General features: G+C 37.7%; 23 protein-coding genes. 14 read left to right on the forward strand and 9 right to left on the reverse strand.

Annotated elements, in window-relative coordinates; genetic code table 11:
• Positions 1 to 70: 70 nt before the first annotated feature.
• A complete protein-coding gene (locus ACJVDH_RS04445) occupies positions 71 to 1,018 on the reverse strand; it encodes an aldo/keto reductase (protein WP_443946369.1) in 948 nt (315 codons plus the stop codon).
• 153 nt (positions 1,019 to 1,171) lie between these two features.
• A complete protein-coding gene (ychF, locus tag ACJVDH_RS04450) occupies positions 1,172 to 2,272 on the reverse strand; it encodes a redox-regulated ATPase YchF (protein ID WP_443946370.1) in 1,101 nt (366 codons plus the stop codon).
• Positions 2,273 to 2,431: 159 nt separating this feature from the next.
• Here ychF and ACJVDH_RS04455 point away from each other — a divergent pair, with 159 nt between their 5' ends.
• Positions 2,432 to 2,893: a hypothetical protein gene (locus tag ACJVDH_RS04455; protein ID WP_443946371.1), complete on the forward strand. Its 462-nt coding sequence runs from the start codon at positions 2,432 to 2,434 to the stop codon at positions 2,891 to 2,893.
• 81 nt (positions 2,894 to 2,974) lie between these two features.
• On the opposite strand, the gene ACJVDH_RS04460 is transcribed toward ACJVDH_RS04455, so the two are convergent.
• Together ACJVDH_RS04460 and ACJVDH_RS04465 are read right to left on the reverse strand one after the other, a co-directional pair.
• Entirely contained in the window at positions 2,975 to 3,298 is a 324-nt protein-coding gene (locus ACJVDH_RS04460) for a DUF3276 family protein (RefSeq protein ID WP_443946372.1), read from the reverse strand.
• 78 nt (positions 3,299 to 3,376) lie between these two features.
• On the reverse strand, positions 3,377 to 5,167 hold the full coding sequence (locus tag ACJVDH_RS04465) for an ABC transporter ATP-binding protein (RefSeq protein ID WP_443946373.1): 1,791 nt from the start codon (positions 5,165 to 5,167) through the stop codon (positions 3,377 to 3,379).
• Positions 5,168 to 5,286: 119 nt separating this feature from the next.
• Here ACJVDH_RS04465 and ACJVDH_RS04470 point away from each other — a divergent pair, with 119 nt between their 5' ends.
• From ACJVDH_RS04470 to yajC, 4 genes are read left to right on the forward strand one after another with little or no spacing between them, the layout of a single operon-like run.
• Positions 5,287 to 6,375 carry a Glu/Leu/Phe/Val family dehydrogenase gene (locus ACJVDH_RS04470; RefSeq protein WP_443946374.1) on the forward strand — a complete coding sequence of 363 codons (1,089 nt, stop codon included), beginning with the start codon at positions 5,287 to 5,289 and terminating at the stop codon, positions 6,373 to 6,375.
• 45 nt (positions 6,376 to 6,420) lie between these two features.
• Entirely contained in the window at positions 6,421 to 7,371 is a 951-nt protein-coding gene (gene nusB, locus ACJVDH_RS04475; RefSeq protein ID WP_443946375.1) for a transcription antitermination factor NusB, read from the forward strand.
• A 1-nt stretch (position 7,372) separates the two neighbouring features.
• Positions 7,373 to 7,804 carry a DUF1573 domain-containing protein gene (locus ACJVDH_RS04480; RefSeq protein ID WP_443946376.1) on the forward strand — a complete coding sequence of 144 codons (432 nt, stop codon included), beginning with the start codon at positions 7,373 to 7,375 and terminating at the stop codon, positions 7,802 to 7,804.
• A 46-nt stretch (positions 7,805 to 7,850) separates the two neighbouring features.
• Positions 7,851 to 8,162 carry a preprotein translocase subunit YajC gene (gene yajC, locus ACJVDH_RS04485; protein WP_443946377.1) on the forward strand — a complete coding sequence of 104 codons (312 nt, stop codon included), beginning with the start codon at positions 7,851 to 7,853 and terminating at the stop codon, positions 8,160 to 8,162.
• Positions 8,163 to 8,214: 52 nt separating this feature from the next.
• On the opposite strand, the gene ACJVDH_RS04490 is transcribed toward yajC, so the two are convergent.
• Positions 8,215 to 9,162 carry an energy transducer TonB gene (locus tag ACJVDH_RS04490; protein WP_443946378.1) on the reverse strand — a complete coding sequence of 316 codons (948 nt, stop codon included), beginning with the start codon at positions 9,160 to 9,162 and terminating at the stop codon, positions 8,215 to 8,217.
• Between the two features lie 169 nt (positions 9,163 to 9,331).
• On the opposite strand from ACJVDH_RS04490, the gene ACJVDH_RS04495 reads away from it, so the two are divergent.
• The 4 genes from ACJVDH_RS04495 (at position 9,332) to ACJVDH_RS04510 (ending at position 12,119) form a co-directional block, all read left to right on the forward strand.
• Positions 9,332 to 10,279 (forward strand): CdaR family protein, encoded by a 948-nt coding sequence (locus ACJVDH_RS04495; protein WP_443946379.1) that lies wholly within the window; start codon positions 9,332 to 9,334, stop codon positions 10,277 to 10,279.
• A gap of 3 nt (positions 10,280 to 10,282) precedes the next feature.
• On the forward strand, positions 10,283 to 10,885 hold the full coding sequence (gene coaE / locus ACJVDH_RS04500) for a dephospho-CoA kinase (protein WP_443946380.1): 603 nt from the start codon (positions 10,283 to 10,285) through the stop codon (positions 10,883 to 10,885).
• A 44-nt stretch (positions 10,886 to 10,929) separates the two neighbouring features.
• Positions 10,930 to 11,871 carry an exonuclease gene (locus ACJVDH_RS04505; RefSeq protein ID WP_443946381.1) on the forward strand — a complete coding sequence of 314 codons (942 nt, stop codon included), beginning with the start codon at positions 10,930 to 10,932 and terminating at the stop codon, positions 11,869 to 11,871.
• Positions 11,872 to 11,969: 98 nt separating this feature from the next.
• Positions 11,970 to 12,119 carry a DUF5522 domain-containing protein gene (locus ACJVDH_RS04510; RefSeq protein ID WP_443946382.1) on the forward strand — a complete coding sequence of 50 codons (150 nt, stop codon included), beginning with the start codon at positions 11,970 to 11,972 and terminating at the stop codon, positions 12,117 to 12,119.
• Between the two features lie 24 nt (positions 12,120 to 12,143).
• Here the strand turns inward: ACJVDH_RS04510 and ACJVDH_RS04515 are convergent, their stop codons facing one another.
• Genes ACJVDH_RS04515 through ACJVDH_RS04525 form a run of 3 tightly spaced genes read right to left on the reverse strand, consistent with a single transcriptional unit; the run spans position 12,144 to position 14,158 of the window.
• Positions 12,144 to 12,863, reverse strand: a complete 720-nt coding sequence (locus ACJVDH_RS04515; RefSeq protein ID WP_443946383.1) for a ZIP family metal transporter — start codon at positions 12,861 to 12,863, stop codon at positions 12,144 to 12,146.
• A gap of 3 nt (positions 12,864 to 12,866) precedes the next feature.
• Entirely contained in the window at positions 12,867 to 13,427 is a 561-nt protein-coding gene (locus ACJVDH_RS04520; protein WP_443946384.1) for a phosphatase PAP2 family protein, read from the reverse strand.
• Positions 13,427 to 14,158, reverse strand: a complete 732-nt coding sequence (locus tag ACJVDH_RS04525) for a class I SAM-dependent methyltransferase (RefSeq protein ID WP_443946385.1) — start codon at positions 14,156 to 14,158, stop codon at positions 13,427 to 13,429. The genes ACJVDH_RS04520 and ACJVDH_RS04525 overlap by 1 nt, the downstream gene beginning before the upstream one ends.
• Positions 14,159 to 14,518: 360 nt before the next feature.
• Here ACJVDH_RS04525 and glmM point away from each other — a divergent pair, with 360 nt between their 5' ends.
• The 5 genes from glmM (at position 14,519) to ACJVDH_RS04550 (ending at position 19,067) form a co-directional block, all read left to right on the forward strand.
• Positions 14,519 to 15,904 carry a phosphoglucosamine mutase gene (glmM, locus tag ACJVDH_RS04530; RefSeq protein ID WP_443946386.1) on the forward strand — a complete coding sequence of 462 codons (1,386 nt, stop codon included), beginning with the start codon at positions 14,519 to 14,521 and terminating at the stop codon, positions 15,902 to 15,904.
• A gap of 61 nt (positions 15,905 to 15,965) precedes the next feature.
• Entirely contained in the window at positions 15,966 to 17,114 is a 1,149-nt protein-coding gene (locus tag ACJVDH_RS04535) for a cysteine desulfurase family protein (RefSeq protein WP_443946387.1), read from the forward strand.
• A gap of 486 nt (positions 17,115 to 17,600) precedes the next feature.
• Complete coding sequence (locus tag ACJVDH_RS04540) at positions 17,601 to 17,810, forward strand: hypothetical protein (RefSeq protein ID WP_443946388.1); 210 nt, start codon at positions 17,601 to 17,603, stop codon at positions 17,808 to 17,810.
• A gap of 80 nt (positions 17,811 to 17,890) precedes the next feature.
• Positions 17,891 to 18,094: a hypothetical protein gene (locus tag ACJVDH_RS04545; protein WP_443946389.1), complete on the forward strand. Its 204-nt coding sequence runs from the start codon at positions 17,891 to 17,893 to the stop codon at positions 18,092 to 18,094.
• Positions 18,095 to 18,167: 73 nt separating this feature from the next.
• Positions 18,168 to 19,067 carry an MBL fold metallo-hydrolase gene (locus ACJVDH_RS04550; protein WP_443946390.1) on the forward strand — a complete coding sequence of 300 codons (900 nt, stop codon included), beginning with the start codon at positions 18,168 to 18,170 and terminating at the stop codon, positions 19,065 to 19,067.
• Positions 19,068 to 19,112: 45 nt separating this feature from the next.
• Here the strand turns inward: ACJVDH_RS04550 and ACJVDH_RS04555 are convergent, their stop codons facing one another.
• Positions 19,113 to 20,366 carry a hypothetical protein gene (locus ACJVDH_RS04555; RefSeq protein ID WP_443946391.1) on the reverse strand — a complete coding sequence of 418 codons (1,254 nt, stop codon included), beginning with the start codon at positions 20,364 to 20,366 and terminating at the stop codon, positions 19,113 to 19,115.
• Positions 20,367 to 20,400: the final 34 nt, after the last annotated feature.

The raw sequence follows: 20,400 nt of genomic DNA on the forward strand, positions 1-20,400 counted from the left end.
TTTTGTTCTGTTGATATACAAAATGCCCGATAAAAAGTTTTTATCGGGCACTTAAATATAACAGATAATTTTAATAGATACTGGCTTTATTCAGTAAAGAAATATCTGCCGGTGCCAATTGCAGATTTGCCGCCTCTGTAAAAGATTTGAGTTGCTCTAATCCGGTAACACTGGCAATTGGCGCAGTGATGGATGGATGATGGATTAACCAAGATAAAGCAACAGATGCCAGTGCAACATTATGCGCTTCGGCAACTTCTTCTAAAGCATTTAAAATTCTAAATCCACGTTCGTTCATATACTTTTTAACACCTCCGCCTCTTGCACTTTTTTTCAAATCTTCCTCGCTGCGGTATTTGCCTGTTAAGAAACCACTGGCCAGTGAATAATAAGACACAACGCCCATACCTTCTTCGAGGCAAATTTTTTCGTGTTCGGATTCAAATTCTTCCCGATCGAACAGATTATATCCTGGTTGATACACCTGGTATTTCGGTAGGTTATTTTGTGCGGAAGCAAGCAAAGATTCTTTTAAACGTGATGCAGAAAAGTTTGACGCACCAATCCACCGTACTTTTCCTTCTTTAACTAAAGTTTCATAAGCAGAGAGTGTTTCTTCTACAGGTGTGGATTCGTCATCAAAATGAGAAAAATATAAATCAATATAATCTGTTTTTAACCGGCTCAATGAATGTTCAACCTCATTGATTATGTAATCTTTTTTAAGCGATTTGCCGCTGCCCATATCAGAGCCAACTTTTGTAGCGATGACAACATCATGGCGCTTATTCCTTTTTTTAAGCCAGTTGCCAATAATTGTCTCAGATTCCCCACCCTGATTTCCTTCTTTCCATCTTGAGTATACATCTGCGGTATCTATAAAGTTAAATCCATCAGCAACAAACTGGTCTAAAATATCATGAGATTGTTGTTCATTTATCGTCCAGCCAAAAACATTGCCACCAAAAACAATTGGTGCCACGCTCAGGTCAGATTTTCCTAAGGTTCTTTTTTCCATAACTTAAAGTTTTTAAAACGTTTAATGCAAACACGCAACACTAAGGAAGAGTTTAATTAGATCGTCTTATTTCTGTAAGTTTTCGCTTATTTGATTTTTTGTGCATAAAAAAAGCTGCCGGTTTGGGCAGCTTTCATATGAAAATATTTTTACTTATACGTTAAATCTGAAGTGCATAATGTCTCCATCTTCAACGACATAGGTTTTACCTTCAACACCAAGTTTTCCGGCTTCTTTACATGCATTCTCTGAACCCAGTGTTACAAAATCTACGTATTTGATCACTTCGGCACGGATAAAGCCTTTTTCGAAATCGGTATGAATTACACCTGCAGCTTGTGGTGCTGTAAATCCTTTGGTTATTGTCCATGCGCGTACCTCTTGCACACCGGCGGTGAAGTACGTGTATAGATTCAATAATTTATATGCTGCCCGGATTAATTTATTTACACCGGATTCTTCAAGTCCAAGATCGGCTAAAAACTCTTGGCGTTCTTCATAACTTTCCAATTCTGCAATTTCTGATTCAATTTTTGCAGAGATAACCAATACCTCGGCATTTTCATCGGCTACGTTTGCTTTTACCAAATCAACATATTTGTTGCCGTTCACTACAGAAGCTTCATCTACGTTACATACGTACATTACTGGTTTTTGTGTAAGTAAGCCCAAATCAACAATAAAGTCGAAATCATCCTGAGGAAGTGCGGCAGTACGTACAGATTTTCCGCTTTCGAGATGTGTTTTTACAATGCTCAATATTTCATAAGTACGTTTTGCATCTTTATCCCCACCGGTTTTTGCCATTTTTTCTACCTTCTGGATCCGTTTATCAACGGTATCCAAATCTTTAAGCTGGAGTTCGGTGTCAATAATTTCGCGATCTCTAATCGGATCAACAGAACCATCAACGTGTATAACGTTGCCATCGTCAAAACAACGCAAAACATGGATGATTGCATTTGTTGCACGGATATTTCCCAAAAACTGGTTGCCTAAACCTTCACCTTTCGATGCGCCTTTAACCAAACCAGCAATATCAACAATCTCAATTGTATTGGGCTGTACCTTATTTGGTTTTACCAATTCTGCAAGTTTAGTTAACCGATCATCCGGCACGGTTATTACACCTACGTTAGGTTCAATTGTACAGAACGGAAAATTTGCCGCCTGTGCTTTTGCATTTGATAAACAGTTAAAAAGCGTTGATTTACCCACATTTGGTAAGCCAACAATACCACATTGTAATGCCATTTATAATCGTCTTAAATCGTTTGTCTTATATCTGCAGGAAACACTTGTATTCCGCCTAAAAATCGGGCAAAGATAAGCTTTTATAATCTTTATTTAAACTCTTCGGTTTGCAGCGAATGGATATTTTATCTATGTTTAACCAAAAATTAATGTTGATATATGGAAGAATCAGGATTTCAGGAAGCGCAAGAGGTTAAATTGGTGGTAACAGAAGAAATGCGCAGTTACATTTACGATGCAACGAAATGGGCAAGGTTTATGTCTGTTATAGGATTTGTTTTTTCGGCTTTTCTGATTATTGGATCTTTCGGGATCGGTGCTGCAATGCAGGCACAGCCAGAGTTAACCAAACAACTTGGGCCGGTTGCTGGCTTTGGCGCAATTGGAATTACAATATTTTATATTGTTTTAGCCTTGATTTTTTTCTACCCAAGTTTAATGCTGATGAGGTTTGCCAATAAAGGCCGTCAAGGTATATTATTCGGCGATCAGGAAGAGTTGAACGATTCTATGAGTAATGTAAAATCCCTTTTTAAATTCTTCGGAATTTTAACAATTGTTACCATTGTGAGTTACTTTTTGCTCTTTATGCTTATGGCAGCAAGTATGGCAGGAATGTAATTCTGCGTAATTTAATTTCTAAAATATTAGTTCAATAAAAAAGCCTTTGACTTTCTCAAAGGCTTTATTGAATTATATAACTTAAAAAGAAAAATCGTCATTCGATCTTGCTACCTGCTCTCCATTTTCAGAGTATTCATAGCGTTTTTCTACCACGTCTTGGTGAGATTTGATGTAATCAACAGTTTCATTTAAACCTTCGGCAAATTTTTCAAAGTCTTCTTTGTATAAAAAGATTTTATGTTTAACGAAAACACCGTCTTCTAATCTTTTTTTACTTTCTGTTACTGTAAGGTAATAATCACCTGAGCGAGTGGCCTTCACGTCGAAGAAATATGTTCTCTTACCTGCTCTTACTTTCTTTGAAAAAACTTCTTCTCTTTCCTTGTTGTCAAAATCTCCCATGGTTGGTATTGATGTGGTTTTTGGTTGCGGTAAATATAAAGCAAATATTTAAAGTTCAAAATACTATTTTGATAGATTTTAAATTGTTTGGCTTTCTTCTTCCAATAACTGGTTGTTGTAAAGCTCTGTATACGCTCCGTTTAACGCCAAAAGCTCGTTGTGTGTACCTTGTTCTACAATAATGCCATCATCCAGAACCAGAATTTTATCGGCATTTTTTATTGTAGAAATTCGATGCGCAATTAGAATACTGGTTTTTCCATGCATAATCTTACCCAGATTTTGCAAGATCTCTTCTTCTGTACGCGTATCAACAGCAGAGAGGCAATCGTCGAAAATTAAAATTTTAGGCGATTTAATCAGCGCACGCGCGATTGATACACGTTGTTTTTGTCCGCCAGATAAGGTAATGCCTCTTTCGCCAAGCATGGTTTCAAACTTCCCGTCAAAATCGATGATATTGCTATAAACAGAGGCATTTTTTGCCGCTTCATATACTTCTTCGTCTGTTGCAGTATCTAAACCAAAAGCAATGTTGTTTTTAATCGTATCCGAAAAAAGAAAAACTTCTTGCGGAACAAAGCCAACTTGACTTCTGTAACCTTGCAGATTCAAATCGCTCAGATTTTTGCCATCTACCAAAATATTTCCCTGTTCAACATCATACATGCGCATAATCAGGTTGGCAATAGTCGATTTTCCAGAACCGGTTTTGCCAATAATGGCTACAAATTCTCCGCTATTGATTTTGAAATCGACATTTTTCAATGCCTTTATTCCGGTATCCGCATAGGTAAAACTCACATTTTTGAAATGAATCTCTCCATGAATTTCTTCTATTCGATTGTTTTGAGATTGAATATCCGGAGGAATTTGTAAAAACTCGTTAATGCGTTTTTGCGAAGCCGCCGCCCGCTGGATAAGCGAAGTTACCCAACCCAACATGCTTACCGGAAAAGTAAGCTGATTGATATAGATGATAAATTCTGCAATACTGCCAGCTGTAATGCTGCCGTTTATAACCTGAATGCCACCAATATATATCGTAAGAATTGTACTTAAACCAATAAGCAAGAGCATGGTTGGAAAAAATAAAGCCGATACTTGTACCAAACCCATTGATTCTCGTTTGTACTCATTGCTTTGTGTCTGGAATAATGCTCTGGTATAATCTTCGCGAACGTAAGATTTTATGATTCGGATGCCAGAAAATCTCTCCTGAACAAAAGAAGAAAGCGTAGATAGCCGTTCTTGTATTTTTCCACTTTTTTTGAAGATCAGCGTGTTTACATAATATATAATGATGACCAAAAAAGGGAGTGGAGAAAGGCAATAAATGGCAAGTGTACGGTTTACATCAAACATCGAGTAGATGATGAGAATAGAGAGTACGAAGGTATTTGCCGTATACATAATTGCAGGACCAACATACATTCTTACCCGATTTACATCTTCTGTAGCACGGTTCATTAAATCGCCTGTATTGTTTCTTCTATAAAAACCTAAGCTCAGTTTTTGATAATGTTCATAAATTTCGTTTTTCATATCGAACTCGATATGGCGCGACATTAAAATAATGGTTTGGCGCATGAAAAAAAGAAACAAACCACGGAGGATATACAAAGCAATAATTAGCGCGCCAAAATACAAGAGGCTTACACTAAAAATATCATATATAACTTGCTGGCGGTCAAAACCTTCAAAAAGCTGAAAAACCTGAATGTTTTCTGTAATGAGATCAAATGCAAAGCGAACCACCTGAGCAGGAACAACCCCAAAAATATTAGAAATTACGACGAAGAAAATTCCGGGAATTATCCACCATTTATATTTTAGGAAATACTTGTTGAGATGTTTTAAGTGTTTCATGCCGGGCAAACTTAGATCAAAATTAAGCAAAGGCCAAGTAAATTTGTTATAGTTTCGTTAAATGCGTGTAATAATGGTTTTTTATTTTAATTTTGCAGCAGGTTAGCCGTACGTACATTATGCCAGCAAATTCTCCTATCGAAACATCCATATTAGATCAATTAAGTGCTTACGGGCACAAGAAACTGGTTTTTTGTAATGATGCAGATACTGGATTAAAAGCCATAATTGCCATTCACGATACTACTTTAGGGCCAGCATTGGGCGGAACACGGATGTGGAGCTACGCTACAGAAGGCGAAGCCCTGGAAGATGCACTTCGTTTATCACGAGGAATGACCTATAAAGCTGCAATAACAGGATTGAATATTGGAGGCGGTAAAGGCGTAATCATTGGCGATTCCAGAAAAGACAAAACAGAAACTTTAATGCGCAGTTATGGCCGGTTTATTAAAAACCTAAACGGCGAATTTATTACTGCTGAAGAAATGGGTACTAACGTACGCGATATGGAATATATCCGTATGGAAACCAATCATGTAACCGGTGTTCCGGAATCTATGGGTGGTGCAGGTAATCCCGCTCCGGTAACTGCTCAAGGTGTATATTTAGGAATTAAAGCCAGTATTAAAGAAGTTTTTGGAACAGATATGCTTGCCGGCAGAACAATTGTTGTTCAAGGTATCGGGAATGTTGGAGAACACCTGGTGGCTTTGCTCAGAAAAGAAAATGCCGAGGTGCTGATAAGCGATATTAACCAAGAGCAACTGACTTACGTAGCGCGTAAGTACAAAGCAAAACCAATTGACGCCGATAAAATTTTCGGGATCGATGCAGATGTATATGCACCTTGTGCTATGGGCGCAACGGTGAACAACAAAACCATCGAAAAAATGAAGTTTGCAATCATTGCCGGCTCTGCAAACAATCAGTTAAAAGACGAAATTGCCGATAGTGAATTGTTATTGAATAAAGGAATTTTATTTGCACCAGATTACCTGATTAATGCAGGCGGTTTAATTGCCTGTTATTCTGAGCTTACAGGTTATGGCAAAAAAAGAACCGTTCAATTAACAGAAAATATTTATGATGCCACCAGAAATGTAATCAGATTAAGTAAATCAGAAAACATTTCTACAAATGCCGCTGCCAACCAAATTGCCGAAAAACGCATCGAAGACATTAAAAAAATCAAATCAACATATTAAATTAATTATTAACCCCGGTTTAAAAACCAACTCGTTCTTACATTCATGTTAAACAGAAGGCACTTAAGAATCAAAGCTTTGCAAAATATTTTTGCTTGGCACATGGCAGACAAAAAAGACATCAAAGGCGATCTTAAAATTTTGATGCAAAGTATTGATAGCGTTTATGAAATGTACATCTGGATGCTTTCACTTATGGTAGAAGTTACAGAGTTTACCGCAAATGACGCCGCAGAACGTGCAAACAAGCACATCAAAACAGCCGAAGATCTAAATCCCAATATGAAATTATTGCACAACAAGTTCAGCGTTATGCTTCAGCAAAACCCGGATTATGTGTCTGCAATGAAAAAATATAAGGTAGATTGGGGTTTTGATCCGGAAATCAGAAAAACCATTTTCAATGCATTGCGCTCATCAAAGGAGTATGCAGAATATTTAGCCGATCCTAACGAAACACTAGAATCCTCTAAAGACATCATCAAATATATTTTTCGCAAAATTATTCTTAAAAACCAAGCGATAATTCAGGTTTTTGAAGAAAAGTTTATCAACTGGCAGGTAGATCACGAAGTGATGAAAGGCATGGTGGCAAAAACACTGAAGAATTTTACGTTTGATGATCCTTTCAAAAACAAGCTTACTGAGATTAGCGCAGATTGGAGCGAAGACAGTAAATTTGTTCAGGATTTGTTTTTACATACCCTGCAAAATGATGCTAAATATCAGGAAATGATTGCCGATCGTACCAAAAACTGGGAATCTGAAAGGATTGCACTTATGGATACCATTTTAATGAAAATGGCCATCTGTGAACTTTTAAATTTTCCTTCTATTCCGGTAAAAGTTACCATTAACGAATATCTTGAATTGTCAAAAGATTACAGTACACCGAAAAGTAATTTATTTATTAATGGTATTTTGGACAAAATTTTGGGCGATCTTAAAAAGAACAAAACCATTAAAAAGATTGGCCGCGGATTAATTGAAGAGTAATATGAAAAAGATACTTATTCTGGCTATTGCCACACTTTCTTTCGCCGCATGTAGAAATGCGAATACCGCAACTACTGAAGCGAGCGATGCAACAACAGCAGTTGCTTCTGCAGATGCGCCTGCAATTGTTTTTGAACGCGATATTTTCGATTTCGGAAAAATTAAACAAGGCGAAAAAGTTCAGCACGAATTTAAGTTTAAAAATACAGGAAAATCACCTTTAGTAATCAGCAATGCTACTGCAACGTGCGGTTGTACAGTTCCTGAACCACCAAAAGAGCCGATTAAACCAGGAGCAGAAGCTTCGATAAAAGTAATCTTTAGCAGTGAAGGCAAAATGGGTATGCAAGATAAAGTTGTAACCATAACCTCTAACGCAAATCCGACGACTACATCTGTACACCTTGTTGGCGAGGTATTGGAAACAAAGTAAGGATCTATTTTTTAACTAATTATTCAAAAAAACAAATACACAAGAAATGGCATTAACAGTAATTTTGCAAGCCGGTGGAGGAATGGATTACAGACAATTGATCGTTATGGCGGCAATTGGCTTGGTTTTCTACTTTTTCATGATCAGACCACAGCTTAAAAAAGCAAAAGACCACAAAAAATTGGTTGAAGAATTGAAAAAAGGAGATAAAATTGTAACTACAGCAGGTATTCATGGCCGTATTATCGATATGAACGATACTACTTTCCTGATTGAAGTTGAAGGCGGTGTTAAAATCCGTTTCGATAAATCTGCAATCTCTTTAGATGCAACAAAAGCAGCTGCACCAAAAGCGTAGTAGAATAAAATATTACCAAATGCCGGTTTCAGTTAATGAAACCGGCATTTTTTTATCTGGAAAGATTGATATTGATGTTGTATTTTACCCGAACCGGGATTCCATGTTGCGTACCCGGATGCCATCTTGGCGATTGATCCAGCACGCGGATTGCTTCTTGCCGCGTTCCATAACCCAAATCATTTTTAAAATCGTAATCACTAAGTCTGCCATCTTTTTCAACCACAAAAGTAATGTATAGTTTTCCGCTAATACCAGCACGAAAGGCTTCTGTCGGGAATCTATAGTTTTTCCCCAAATATTTGTAAAACTGTGCAAGGCCATTCGGAAAACTCGGAAGCTCATCACTAACTGTATAATTTTTTGTGTTCCCGTCACTCAGATAAGCTGTTCCTGAAACCATTTTTCCTTCAGAAAATTTTTCTTCGTATCGGTTTCCGTTGAGTTCTCCGGTCCAGTTTCCATCTTTATATCCGTTTACATAGCTGCCCTCTTCGTTTGAATATTTTTCTTTGACAGAAATTTTTCCAGTACCATCTTTTACGGTTTGGTTTCCAAGTGAATCGTAAGCATTGATTAGCCTGGCAGAAGCGATTCCCGCAACTCCTTTTGCAGCAATTGATGGTTCGTGGAAAAACTCGGCTCTAGGTTTCCCATTTTCGTAAAAGTAAACCGCTTTTCCGCTTAATTTTCCATTTTCGTAGTTGCAATCGGCAATCAAGGTTCCTTTTTTATTGAACGATTGTTTTCTTCCTTCGTAAACCAGCATAGGTTCAAAAATCGAAACAAAACCAATTGTTTTCTCGGTATTATCCGGGTAAAACTCATATACATTGTATAAAGTTGAACCAGAATCCGGCTCTTGTATAACTCGCCTGTAATCTGCTGTTTTCTGATTACCCGTTGGGATTTCATTTTTAATGAAATACACATTCTGTCGTTTTTGGGCAATGGCAATTGCAGAAAGAAATACTAAGAATAGCGTTAATGATTTTTTCATAAAAATTTTTTCCGAAAGTACTTTTTAATTTATAATTAAGTTTTAATAAATAGATTAAGTGTGCATTAATAATGATTGCGTTTTGCGCGACTGTTAAGTTTTGTTACTTTTGGCCGTGTTGTTGCTTAACCACTAAAGGTCTTATCCAGCAATAACCCGCTTAAATGTCATGCCGTTTATACGATTAACTAAAATAGAAAGAAGGCGCGTTTTTACCTTGTTTGCTTGCTTACTGCTTGCAGTTGGTGCCTGGTTATTTATGGCATTGAACAACAAATATGTATACAATGCAAAAACAGTGTTGGTGTTTAAAAACAGCCCAACCAAACGCGCATTTTATCCATTACAATCTGATACGGTAGATTTACAGGTAGAGGGAACCGGCTGGCAATTGCTTTTTGCAAGGTTGCGGATTAGTCCGCCGTCGGTATCCATCAGTTTAAGTCAGCTTAATACCAAAGAGTTTGTGACGTTTTCAGATCAGCTATATACGATCAACAGGCAGCTGGAAAGTTCGCAAAAGGTAATTTCCGTGCGTCCAGACACGCTTTATTTCGATTTTACCAAAAGAACGGTCAAGAGGGTTCCGATCAAATTGCAGCAAGATTTAAAATTTCCAAAACAGTTCGGCATTGCCAGCGAAATTATTTTACGGCCTAAATACATCAAAGTGGCAGGGCCAGCAGAGGAATTATCTAAAATAACTTTTTGGCCTACAGATACGCTTCGGCTAGATAAACTTCAATCTACTACAACTGTACGCATTGCTTTGCAGCATAGTGCACACAAAAATGTGAGTATCTTTCCCTCAACAGTAGAAGTTAAATTGCCGGTTGATGAGTTTACCGAAAAAACGGTAGAAGTTCCGTTAAAAGTGATCAATAATCACAACTATAACGATATTAAATTATACCCTAAAAAGGTAAAAGTTACTTTCCTGGTGGCGTTAGGATTTTACACTCAGGTTGATGAAAATTTTATCACTGCCACAGTAGATGCTGATGAATGGGCAATATCTCATCACAAACAATTCACCGTAAAGATCTCTGAATTTCCGGATTACTGTAAATTGGTTAACGTTTCGCCATCTAAGGTAGATTTCGTAGTCGAGAAATAAATTATGTATAAAGTTGGAATTACAGGCGGAATTGGCAGTGGAAAAACCACCATTTGCAAAGTTTTTGAAGTGTTGGGGATTCCTGTTTTTTATGCTGATGCCGAAGCCAAAAACGTAATGGTTGACGATGAAACGCTGATTGCGGGCATTAAAGCCGAGTTTGGAACCGAGAGTTATTTCTACGATGGAAAACTAAATAACAAACACATCGCCGGAATAGTATTTAATGATGAAGCGAAGCTCGCTAAATTAAATGCTTTGGTACATCCGGCTGTTTTTCGGGCTTTTGATTTTTGGGAAGCTCAGATTATTGAAGATGTTCCCTACACTCTGAAAGAAGCTGCGCTTTTGTTTGAAAGCGGATCTTACAAAATGTGCGATACCACTATTTTGGTAACTGCGCCGCTTGAAGTTAAATTGAAGCGCGTAATGCAAAGAGATCAGGTAACCGCAGAACAAGTGCAGGCACGGATAACCAAACAATGGAGCGATGAAGAAAAAGTAAAATTGGCCAATCATTTTGTACTTAATGACGAAGCACATTCTATTATCGCCCAAGTTATGGATCTGCATCATAAATTTCTGACAGCCGCGGCAAAACTTTAATACAATCTCCACATTCGGTTTTTCCGGATTTTACATACCAATTCATGATTTTAGAAGATTTTATCACGATAACACCAAACGGACTTTACTGTATTTACGGCGATTTTTATCTTGATGCACAGCAACCCGTTAAAGAATCTGTGGTTTCTCATGCACATGGCGATCACGCTGTTGGCGGAAGCCAAAATGTATATTGTACACCAGCTACAAAAGCATTTATGGAACATCGCTACCGCAAATTTGCTGCTGAAGATTTTCATACCAAAAATTATCACGAAACATTTAAAATAAAAGATGTTGCCATAATATTTTATTCTGCAGGGCATATTTTAGGTTCTGCACAAGTTTTAATGGAATATAAAGGCATAAAATACCTCTACACCGGCGATTATAAAATTGAGGCGGATAATACATGTGAAGCTTTTGAATTTGTACAGGCAGATGTTTTTATTACAGAAAGTACCTTTGCTGATCCGGAAACAAAACATCCGGATGCTGCCGATGAAATCAAAAAACTGAACGATACTTCTGCCAATATTATGCTGGGCGCTTATGCGCTGGGTAAAAGCCAGCGGGTAATAGATTTGATTAACCTGCATTGTTCTGAAAGGAATATTATGGTTCACCACAGTATTTTACCTTTTGTAAAAATTTATGAGTCTTTCGGTATTAAACTTGGGAAATATCAGGTTTACGACCGTAAGGTGATGAAAAACAACTCTCAGAATCAAGTATATATTGTTCCTCCAATGGTTTTTCACAGCTATTACAGAGCAATAAATGTAGTTCGCGCATTTGCATCAGGCTGGAAAAACCTTCAGGAAAAAAATGGAATTGCATTGTATATTTCTGATCATGCAGATTGGAACGCTATTCTGGAAACTATAGCTCAGGTGCAACCAAAACAAGTCTGGACTTTGCACGGCGATGGAAAACAGTTAAAAGCCCATTTTGAAGGCAAACTGGAAGTTAAAATATTGAATTAATTTAAGATTGAATTGCGGGAACTACACGCGTTTACACTTAATCTGACTTTGATTTTTTTATTAGTTGTAAAACATTCGTTTATTGATCAAAGCGCTACATGCTTAAAGAAGGAGAAGACTTTTATTTTAACGAAGATGGGTTAATGGTTTTTACAGAAGCCTATCACCGAAAGCGTGGCTATTGTTGTAAAAATAAATGCCGGCATTGCCCTTGGGGTTTCGGGAAAAAGAAAGTTAAGGATAAATAGACTCCAGTTTTTTGGTACCCAGTATTAATGTCCTCCTGCAAAAAAGCCAATTAAAGCGACACCAATACCAAGTAAAACCGCAAGCATTTTCCGCGTATTTATTTTATGATCGGCACTGGATTCAAAAAGAATTGTAGTAGAAATGTGCAAAAATATACCAATTACAATGCCCATTATTTTGTTGAAATATGCTTCAATACCGCCAATACTTCCGTTGCTTAATCCTAAACTGACATAAAAACCCAAAGGCGCCATCACCGCAAAAATGATCAGATAGAAGAAAATGCTCGATTTGCCGAAATGATTTTGCATTAAAATACTTGCCAAAGCAAAAGCCGCTGGAATATGGTGAAGCGCGATTCCGAAAATCAGTTCATTGTGTTGTTCTTTCGCCAATGGCATTCCTTCTAAAAAAGCATGTAAACACAGGCTAATCATAATCCCGAATGGGAAAACATGTCCGTCGTGGTGTTTGTGGATGTGTCCGTGTTCAACACCTTCAGAAAATTGTTCCAGAAAAACCTGCAATAGAAAACCGATAAGGATAAATACACCAATTTGCCACTTATCCGGACCACTGTATGCATCTGGAATTAGGTGTAATACCGTAATTGCAAACAAATAAGCGCCGCTGAAAGAAAGAATGAGTTTGAGCAATTTCGATTTATCGCTTTTCACCAAAAAGATTGCCGATCCGCCTAAAAAAGCACAAAAGAAGAGTACACAAAGTTTCCAGATTTCCATAATTTAAAAATCAGGTTGTAGTTTTTTAAAAATCTTAGAACATAAAAAGCCGATCGTAATGCCCAGCAACGCACCGGTTGTTACATCAATTGGATAATGCACACCAACATATACTTGCGCAAAGCTGATGATAAAGGCCCAGAATAAACCAATTGGCAGGATGGGTTTCCAGCGACTATAAAATACGCAAATCAGAAATACCGCAATTGCGAAGTGATTTGTAGCATGTGAGGATGGAAAACTTAAACCGCTGCCACAAGGAACGCGGTGAATAATTTCATCGGCAAGCGATAAATCGTTGCAAGGCCGCACGCGCGAAACCCAGGGTTTTACTATTCTTGATGAAATGATATCGCCCATGGCAAACGTAAACAAAATCATCGCAATGATGTAATACCCTTGTTTTTTATATTGTTTAATACAGAAAATAATAATGAAAAGATACAACGGCGACCAAAAAAAACGGTTGCGCATTAAAGGCATAAACCAATCAAAAAAGCCATTTGAAAGGCCGCGGTGAATGTTTAAAAACCATTCTGTATCAAATTGTAAAATCTCTTGCATTATGCTTTTTTGCAGATTAAGATTAACCGGTCTGATGTTTCCTGATCAAAATTTTCCAGAGCGTAACTGCCAAATGTTTTTTCAATGCGCATTCCGGCAAGGTCCAGCATTCGCGTAAAATCTTCAAAACTGAAAGCTTGTACGCGTTCCTCAAAGTTGTACACCTTTTGTTTGTCCTCAAAATTGATTTTCTTGATGATTTTTCCATCAACAACACTTTTGGAGATATTAAAAGCAATTCCATCAAGCGATTTTACCTCGCAAGAGTTCAGTTTGCCAATAATTTTGGTGGTATTAAAATAATCCAGAACAAGTACACCATCAGGCTTCAAACATTTTCTAAATGTTTTTAAGGCATTAACGTGTTCTTTTTCTGTATCAAAATATCCAAAACTGGTAAATAAGTTTAACGCAACATCAAAATAGTTGATGTAAAACAACCTGCGCATGTCATGCACTAAAAAATGCAAATTGTTATTTTCAAACTGTTTGGCGTATTTAATGCTTTGGTTAGAAAGATCTATACCTGTAACATCAAAACCTTTTTTGTTCAGGTAAATGGAATGGCGGCCTTTCCCGCAAGCTATATCCAGCATCTTTGAACCTGGTGCAGGTTTTAAGTAACCGGTTAACTGATCAATAAAAAATTCTGCTTCTGCATCATTCCGTTGTTGGTAAAGAATGTGGTAATACGGAGAATTGAACCAATATTGAAACCATTTGCGCTGCATAAAAAAGCCGTTTTGTTTTGGGAAGGTGCAAATATAGGATTTTGAAACGGCAAGATTCGCCTAAACAACTGTTTTATGCAACAGTATTGCATAAAAATTAAAAAGTATTTTCGTTGTGCATTTGTATGCAATCAGTCAATGTTAAACGCAATTAACCTTGACGACGATATTTTTATACATATACGAAGATTGTGATAGAAAAAATAGTCATACGTTTGTTTGTTATGCAGGGCCTAATTTCCAGTATCTATACCGTATATGTAGATATAAAAACAATGTAAATTATGAGTTCGGCCTGCGTGTAGAATAGTGCCGATCTTGTTTTTTTTCTTATTTTTGGGACTCAACAAAATACACCAAGTGAGTTTAATAAAATCGATTTCAGGAATTAGAGGAACCATTGGCGGGAGGGCCGGAGAAGGGCTTACGCCAATTGATATTGTGAAGTTTACAGCCGCTTTTGGAAGTTGGGTTGTGCGTAAAACCGGAAACAAAAAGATCGTTTTGGGCAGAGATGCCCGCATTTCTGGAGAAATGGTAAACAATCTTGTTATAGGCACATTGCAAGGTTTAGGTATACAAGTTATCGATTTGGGTTTGTCTACAACACCAACTGTAGAAATTGCCGTGCCGGATGAAACTGCCGGAGGCGGAATTATTTTAACGGCAAGCCACAATCCAAAACAATGGAATGCACTAAAATTACTGAATGCAAGCGGAGAGTTTATTAGCGATGCAGATGGTAAAGAAGTGCTTGATTTGGCTGAAGCCGCTGATTTTGATTTTGCAGAGGTGGACAAACTCGGCAAGGTAATTCAAAATGATTCTTATCTGCAAAAACATATAGATAAAGTACTTGCTTTGCCCTTGGTTGATGTTGAAGCTATCAGGAAAGCCAATTTCAAAGTAGTTATTGATTGTGTAAATTCTACAGGCGGCATTTTTATCCCGGCGTTATTAAAGGGTTTGGGTGTAAGTAGGGTTGTAGAATTGTATTGCGAGCCAAACGGGCAGTTTCCACACAATCCAGAGCCGCTTCCTGAAAATCTGACAGAAATCTCTAAGGAAGTACAGAAACAAAATGCCGATTTAGGCATTGTTGTAGATCCGGATGTAGATCGTCTTTGTTTCGTAAATGAAGATGGAAGTATGTTTGGCGAAGAATACACCTTGGTTGCCGTTGCAGATTATATTTTAAAAAATACACCAGGGAATACGGTTTCCAATCTTTCTTCAACACGCGCACTACGCGATGTGACCGAAAAGGCTGGATCAGAATATAATGCTTCTGCAGTTGGCGAAGTAAATGTGGTGAACAAAATGAAAGAAACCAATGCCGTTATTGGTGGCGAAGGTAATGGAGGAATTATTTATCCCGAATCACATTACGGTCGGGATGCATTGGTTGGAATTGCACTTTTCCTTACACATCTGGCCAAATTTGGTAAATCTATTTCTTTGTTAAGAAGCAGTTATCCCTCGTATCACATTTCTAAAAATAAAATTACCCTTACACCAGAAATGGATATTGATAATTTATTGAAACAGGTAGAAGAAAAATATAAAAAACAGCCTTACAGTACGATAGATGGTTTAAAAATCGAATTTGATAAAACCTGGGTACATTTACGCAGATCAAATACAGAACCCATTATACGCATTTACAGCGAAGCCGAAAATGAAACCATTGCAGAAAATCTGGCAAATAAAATCATTTCGGACATTAAAGAAATATTGCACCTATAATTATCCCTTAGGTTGCACAACATAAGAATGAATCTCAGCCTTTAAAGGTTAAATATACAATATGAAAAGGGTCTATTTAGATAACGCGGCAACAACGCCATTAGATAAGGAAGTCATTGCAGAAATGACCAATGTAATGGAGAATTATTTTGGCAATCCCTCTGCCATTCACGCCCTTGGCCGCGAGGTAAGAACATTGGTAGAGAAAGCACGCAAAACAGTAGCGGGTTTGCTAAATGCATCGCCTTCAGAAGTTTTTTTTACTTCAGGCGGTACAGAAGCAGACAATACAGCTATTCGTTGTGGCATTTCTGCTTACGGAATTAAGCACGCCATTACGTCAAAAATTGAACACCACGCGGTAGAACATACGCTAAATACCATGCTAAAAAACGGCGAAATTGATAAACTCAGTTTCGTGAATATAGACGGTAAAGGAAATATAGATTACGCACATTTAGAAGAATTGTTGCAGAATAACGAGCGTACTTTTGTTTCCTTAATGCATGCGAATAACGAATTGGGTACACTTTCTGATATGATGCGCATTGGCGATATCTGCGAGAAATATAATGCCATTTATCATGCAGATACGGTACAAACAATGGGTCATTATCCGCATGATGTTCGTCAGCTTAAAGCGCATTTTATCGTTTGTGCAGCACACAAATTGCACGGGCCAAAAGGCGTTGGCTTTTTGTATGTGAACAGCAATATCAAAATTCCACCGATGATTTATGGCGGCGCACAAGAACGGAACATGCGCGGCGGTACAGAAAATGTGTACGGAATAGTTGGTTTGGCCAAAGCCTTAGAAATTGCGTATGCAGAAATGCCACAGCACCAAACCTATATACAAGAGCTTAAAGATTATCTAAAAACACAGTTGCTTGCTGAAATTCCGGGTATTGGATTTAATGGAGAAACAGATGCAGATAAAAGTTTGTACACGGTTTTGAATGTTTCATTTCCTGAAATGGATATGGCAGATATGTTGTTGTTCAATCTGGATATAAACGGAATCTGCGCATCAGGCGGTAGTGCTTGCTCATCTGGTTCAAATATTGGCTCGCATGTTCTAAACGGCATTCAGGCAGATCCGAATCGTCCATCAGTGCGTTTCTCATTCAGCAAATACACCACGAAAGAAGATCTGGATTACGTTATAGAAAAAGTAAAAATGGTCGTAAAGCAAAATGCTTTAGCCTAACATAAAATACCAAATAACAAAGCCGCGTTAGTGTATAACGTGGCTTTTTTTGTGAAAAGCAAAGTGTGTGATGCTTCGGGAAAAGCAGTCCCGCTATTCGCTGTAGCCCGGTAAAAAAGCCGGGGCTTCCGCTGCCATCGGGTTTAGAAAAGAAAAAATCAGAAGTTCTTCGCTCTTTCAGAATCCATCCCATTAAATTCATTAATCTATTTGCTTCTCGCCGAAAAAATTCCCCTTGCAGAAGTCATAAATAAGATTTATATTTAACATAACAATATATAATTCAACAAAATAAATCCATTTTACTATTTTGTTCGATCAGCGATTTACGCCATACAACCTTATAGTTTTCTCAAGAGATAAGGTTTAGCAAAATTCATCTCCGTATTTGATTTCGATTTTTTGTGTAACAAAAGATCAATTTAAGATTTGTTTTTTCTAACCAGAAATTCCGTTATGCGGCGTTTCGAACCAATTTATATCGTTATGGAAACCAACATCAACACCAATCCAAATCTGGAACCAATGGCCGCTCAGGGAGGCGAGCTTTCATTGGTAAAAAAACATGGCTATAATCTGGCTATCGGCTCATTTTGCATAGATTCATCCGGACATTTTAATAAGGTGCATAAACGCAGATTTCATTCTTTTGGTTGTATACATCAGTTTGGGCATTTGCCGGGTGCAGGTTTTTAAGTTAAAACTTCTGGCTTTATTTTCCTGAAAACAAAATGAAAAACAGCGTGTTCTTTACATAACATCAATTCATTATAGTTATGGAAGATAAAAAAGAAAAAGGCAAAGTTGTTGAGAACGACTTACTAGATAAAGAAGTAGAAGATGTGCGTGAACACGATTCACTAGACAATAATAAATCTTCGAAAATAACGACAAATCTTTTCAATAAAGATAAAGACAGGAAAAACAATCCGCTTGGTCCGGGCCACGAGCCAGGTCCAACGCCAGGCTCTGGAATCTAACAGATTCTATTTTCAACAGAAATCATTAAATTTAAACCACGGCAAATGCCGTGGTTTTTTATATTGTAAGCATATGGAAAGAAGAAATTTTATCAAACAATCTGCGTTGGCAATGGCCATGTTATCTGTTTATAAAAGCGGTGCACTGGCGTCAACAAATTCATTCAGAGCATATAATTTTAAGCCTTTAAGAAATAACCTAGGGATATTTACCGAGCAAGGCGGAACCATTGCCTGGTTAAATTCTTCAAATGGTTTTGTCGTCGTTGATGCTCAATTTCCGGCTTCAGCCGCACATGTCATTGAAGAGCTGAAAAAGTTGGGAGAAAAACCTTTCAAATATTTGATTAATACACACCATCATGGCGATCATACCGCGGGTAATATTGCTTTCAAAGGTTTGGCGGATAAAGTTGTTGCCCATCAAAACTCATTGATAAACCAAAAACGTACAGCTGAAAACGCTGGAAATTTAGATACACAATTGTTGCCTGATACGACTTTTGGAACGGGATGGAAAGCCCAAGTTGGCGGCGAGCAAATTACTGCATCTTATTATGGGTCAGGGCATACCAACGGCGATGCCGTCTACCATTTTGAAAATGCAAATATTGCACACGTAGGGGATTTGGTTTTCAATCGAAAATTTCCTTACATAGACCGCGAAAATGGCGCGCATATTGGAAACTGGATAACTGCTTTGGACAAAATTGTGAACCATTTTGATAAGGATACTTTATTTATTTGGGGCCACAGTTTAGATCCGGAAAAGGTAACCGGAACTAAAGAAGATGTTAAAGCTTACCAAAATTATCTGCAAAACCTGATGGCTTTTGTTGGTGATGAGATCAAGGCAGGGAAAAGCAAAGAAGATATTTTAAAAACAACTACAATTCCAAATGCACCAGAATGGAAAGGCGATGGTATTCAACGGAGCTTAGGTGCCGCTTTTGATGAATTAAAAGGTGTATAAAACTAAACCGGAAGTTTGTATAAAAACAATGCTTCCGGTTTAATCTTACAATCCAAGTGATGTGAATGGCACGGAGCCAGAATCGCTGTAGAATGTTTGTTCGTATAAAGTTTTCTGATACTGGAAAAACTGGAATCCAATTACGCTCGCGCCAGCAGATGCAACGACCTTAGCTGTTACATCATAATTATAATCCACTGCATTAGTCAGAAAATTTGGTGTAACTGTTGCTTTTGGCCCGACTCTGCCTTGTAATTGTGTATAAACCAATTTTCCATAAGCTCCAATTCCAATTGTAGCTTGCAAGCCCGCCTCAACCGTAATCGGCAAACCCAAACGCTCTACCACCGGCGGATCTACTTCATAAGTAATATCAGCCGTACCTCCAAAGTCAGTTAAACCAGTTTTATAGGTGCTCAGGTTAATATTCCCACGTGAGGTTACGCTTACGATGGTTTCGGCCTTAATTGTTCCTTCCAGATATGGGCCTATGCTAATATAAGGTGTAATCAATATAGGTCCAATAGGAATAACGGCAAATGGGATGGGTACATCTCCAAATGTAAAAGTTGGAGGACCAACGGAGGCATATAAACTCGTTTTTAATTTTTTGATATCCAGATTACCGGCCAAACTCATTTCAAAGCGACCACTTGCAGCAACGATGTTGTAGGTAAACGAAGGTGTAGCAACTAAATCCAGTCCTAAGTATCCACCGGTATTCCCGACACCAACAAATGGAAAGTTTTGATTAACAATGATGTCGAATCCGGTAATGGTATTCCCCGTTGTAGCCATTAATTTTGGTGCGGATAAAGTTTCTCCTCCAGATTGAATTACATCTGTTTCGCTTTTTGGCTTAAAAGCAATTGTTCCACTAATGTTGGCATAGATAATGTAATCTGACAATTCGGCTTTCTTAACTTTAACGTGGAAACCTTTTCCATCTTCGTAAGTGCCTAAGGAGGTCAGCAAAAGCCCCTCCGGAGCTTTATCGGCAATTACACCACTGGTAACGATAAACTTTTCTCTCATGCTATCTGCTTGAGCTGGTTTACTGCTAAATAGCAATTCGTTTGATTCTATTTTACTTAAAAGCGCAAGAGATTGGTTGGATAGTAGTATAGATGAGTCTTTGACAATCATGCCAAATGCTTCTTTACCCCCTTTGGCAATTGCATGTGCAGCAGGGTCGGCAGTTAACGATTGGGCATTATCTTTTTTACATGAGCTGAGTAACGTAGCCCCTATAAAAATTGTCAATAACAGTTTTCTTAGTAGTTGAGATTTGTTTTTCATTTTGTAATTGTTTTCATGCTTTAGTTAAATATTT

The sequence above is a fragment of the Pedobacter terrestris genome (genome assembly GCF_052343045.1).
Lineage (GTDB): Bacteria > Bacteroidota > Bacteroidia > Sphingobacteriales > Sphingobacteriaceae > Pedobacter.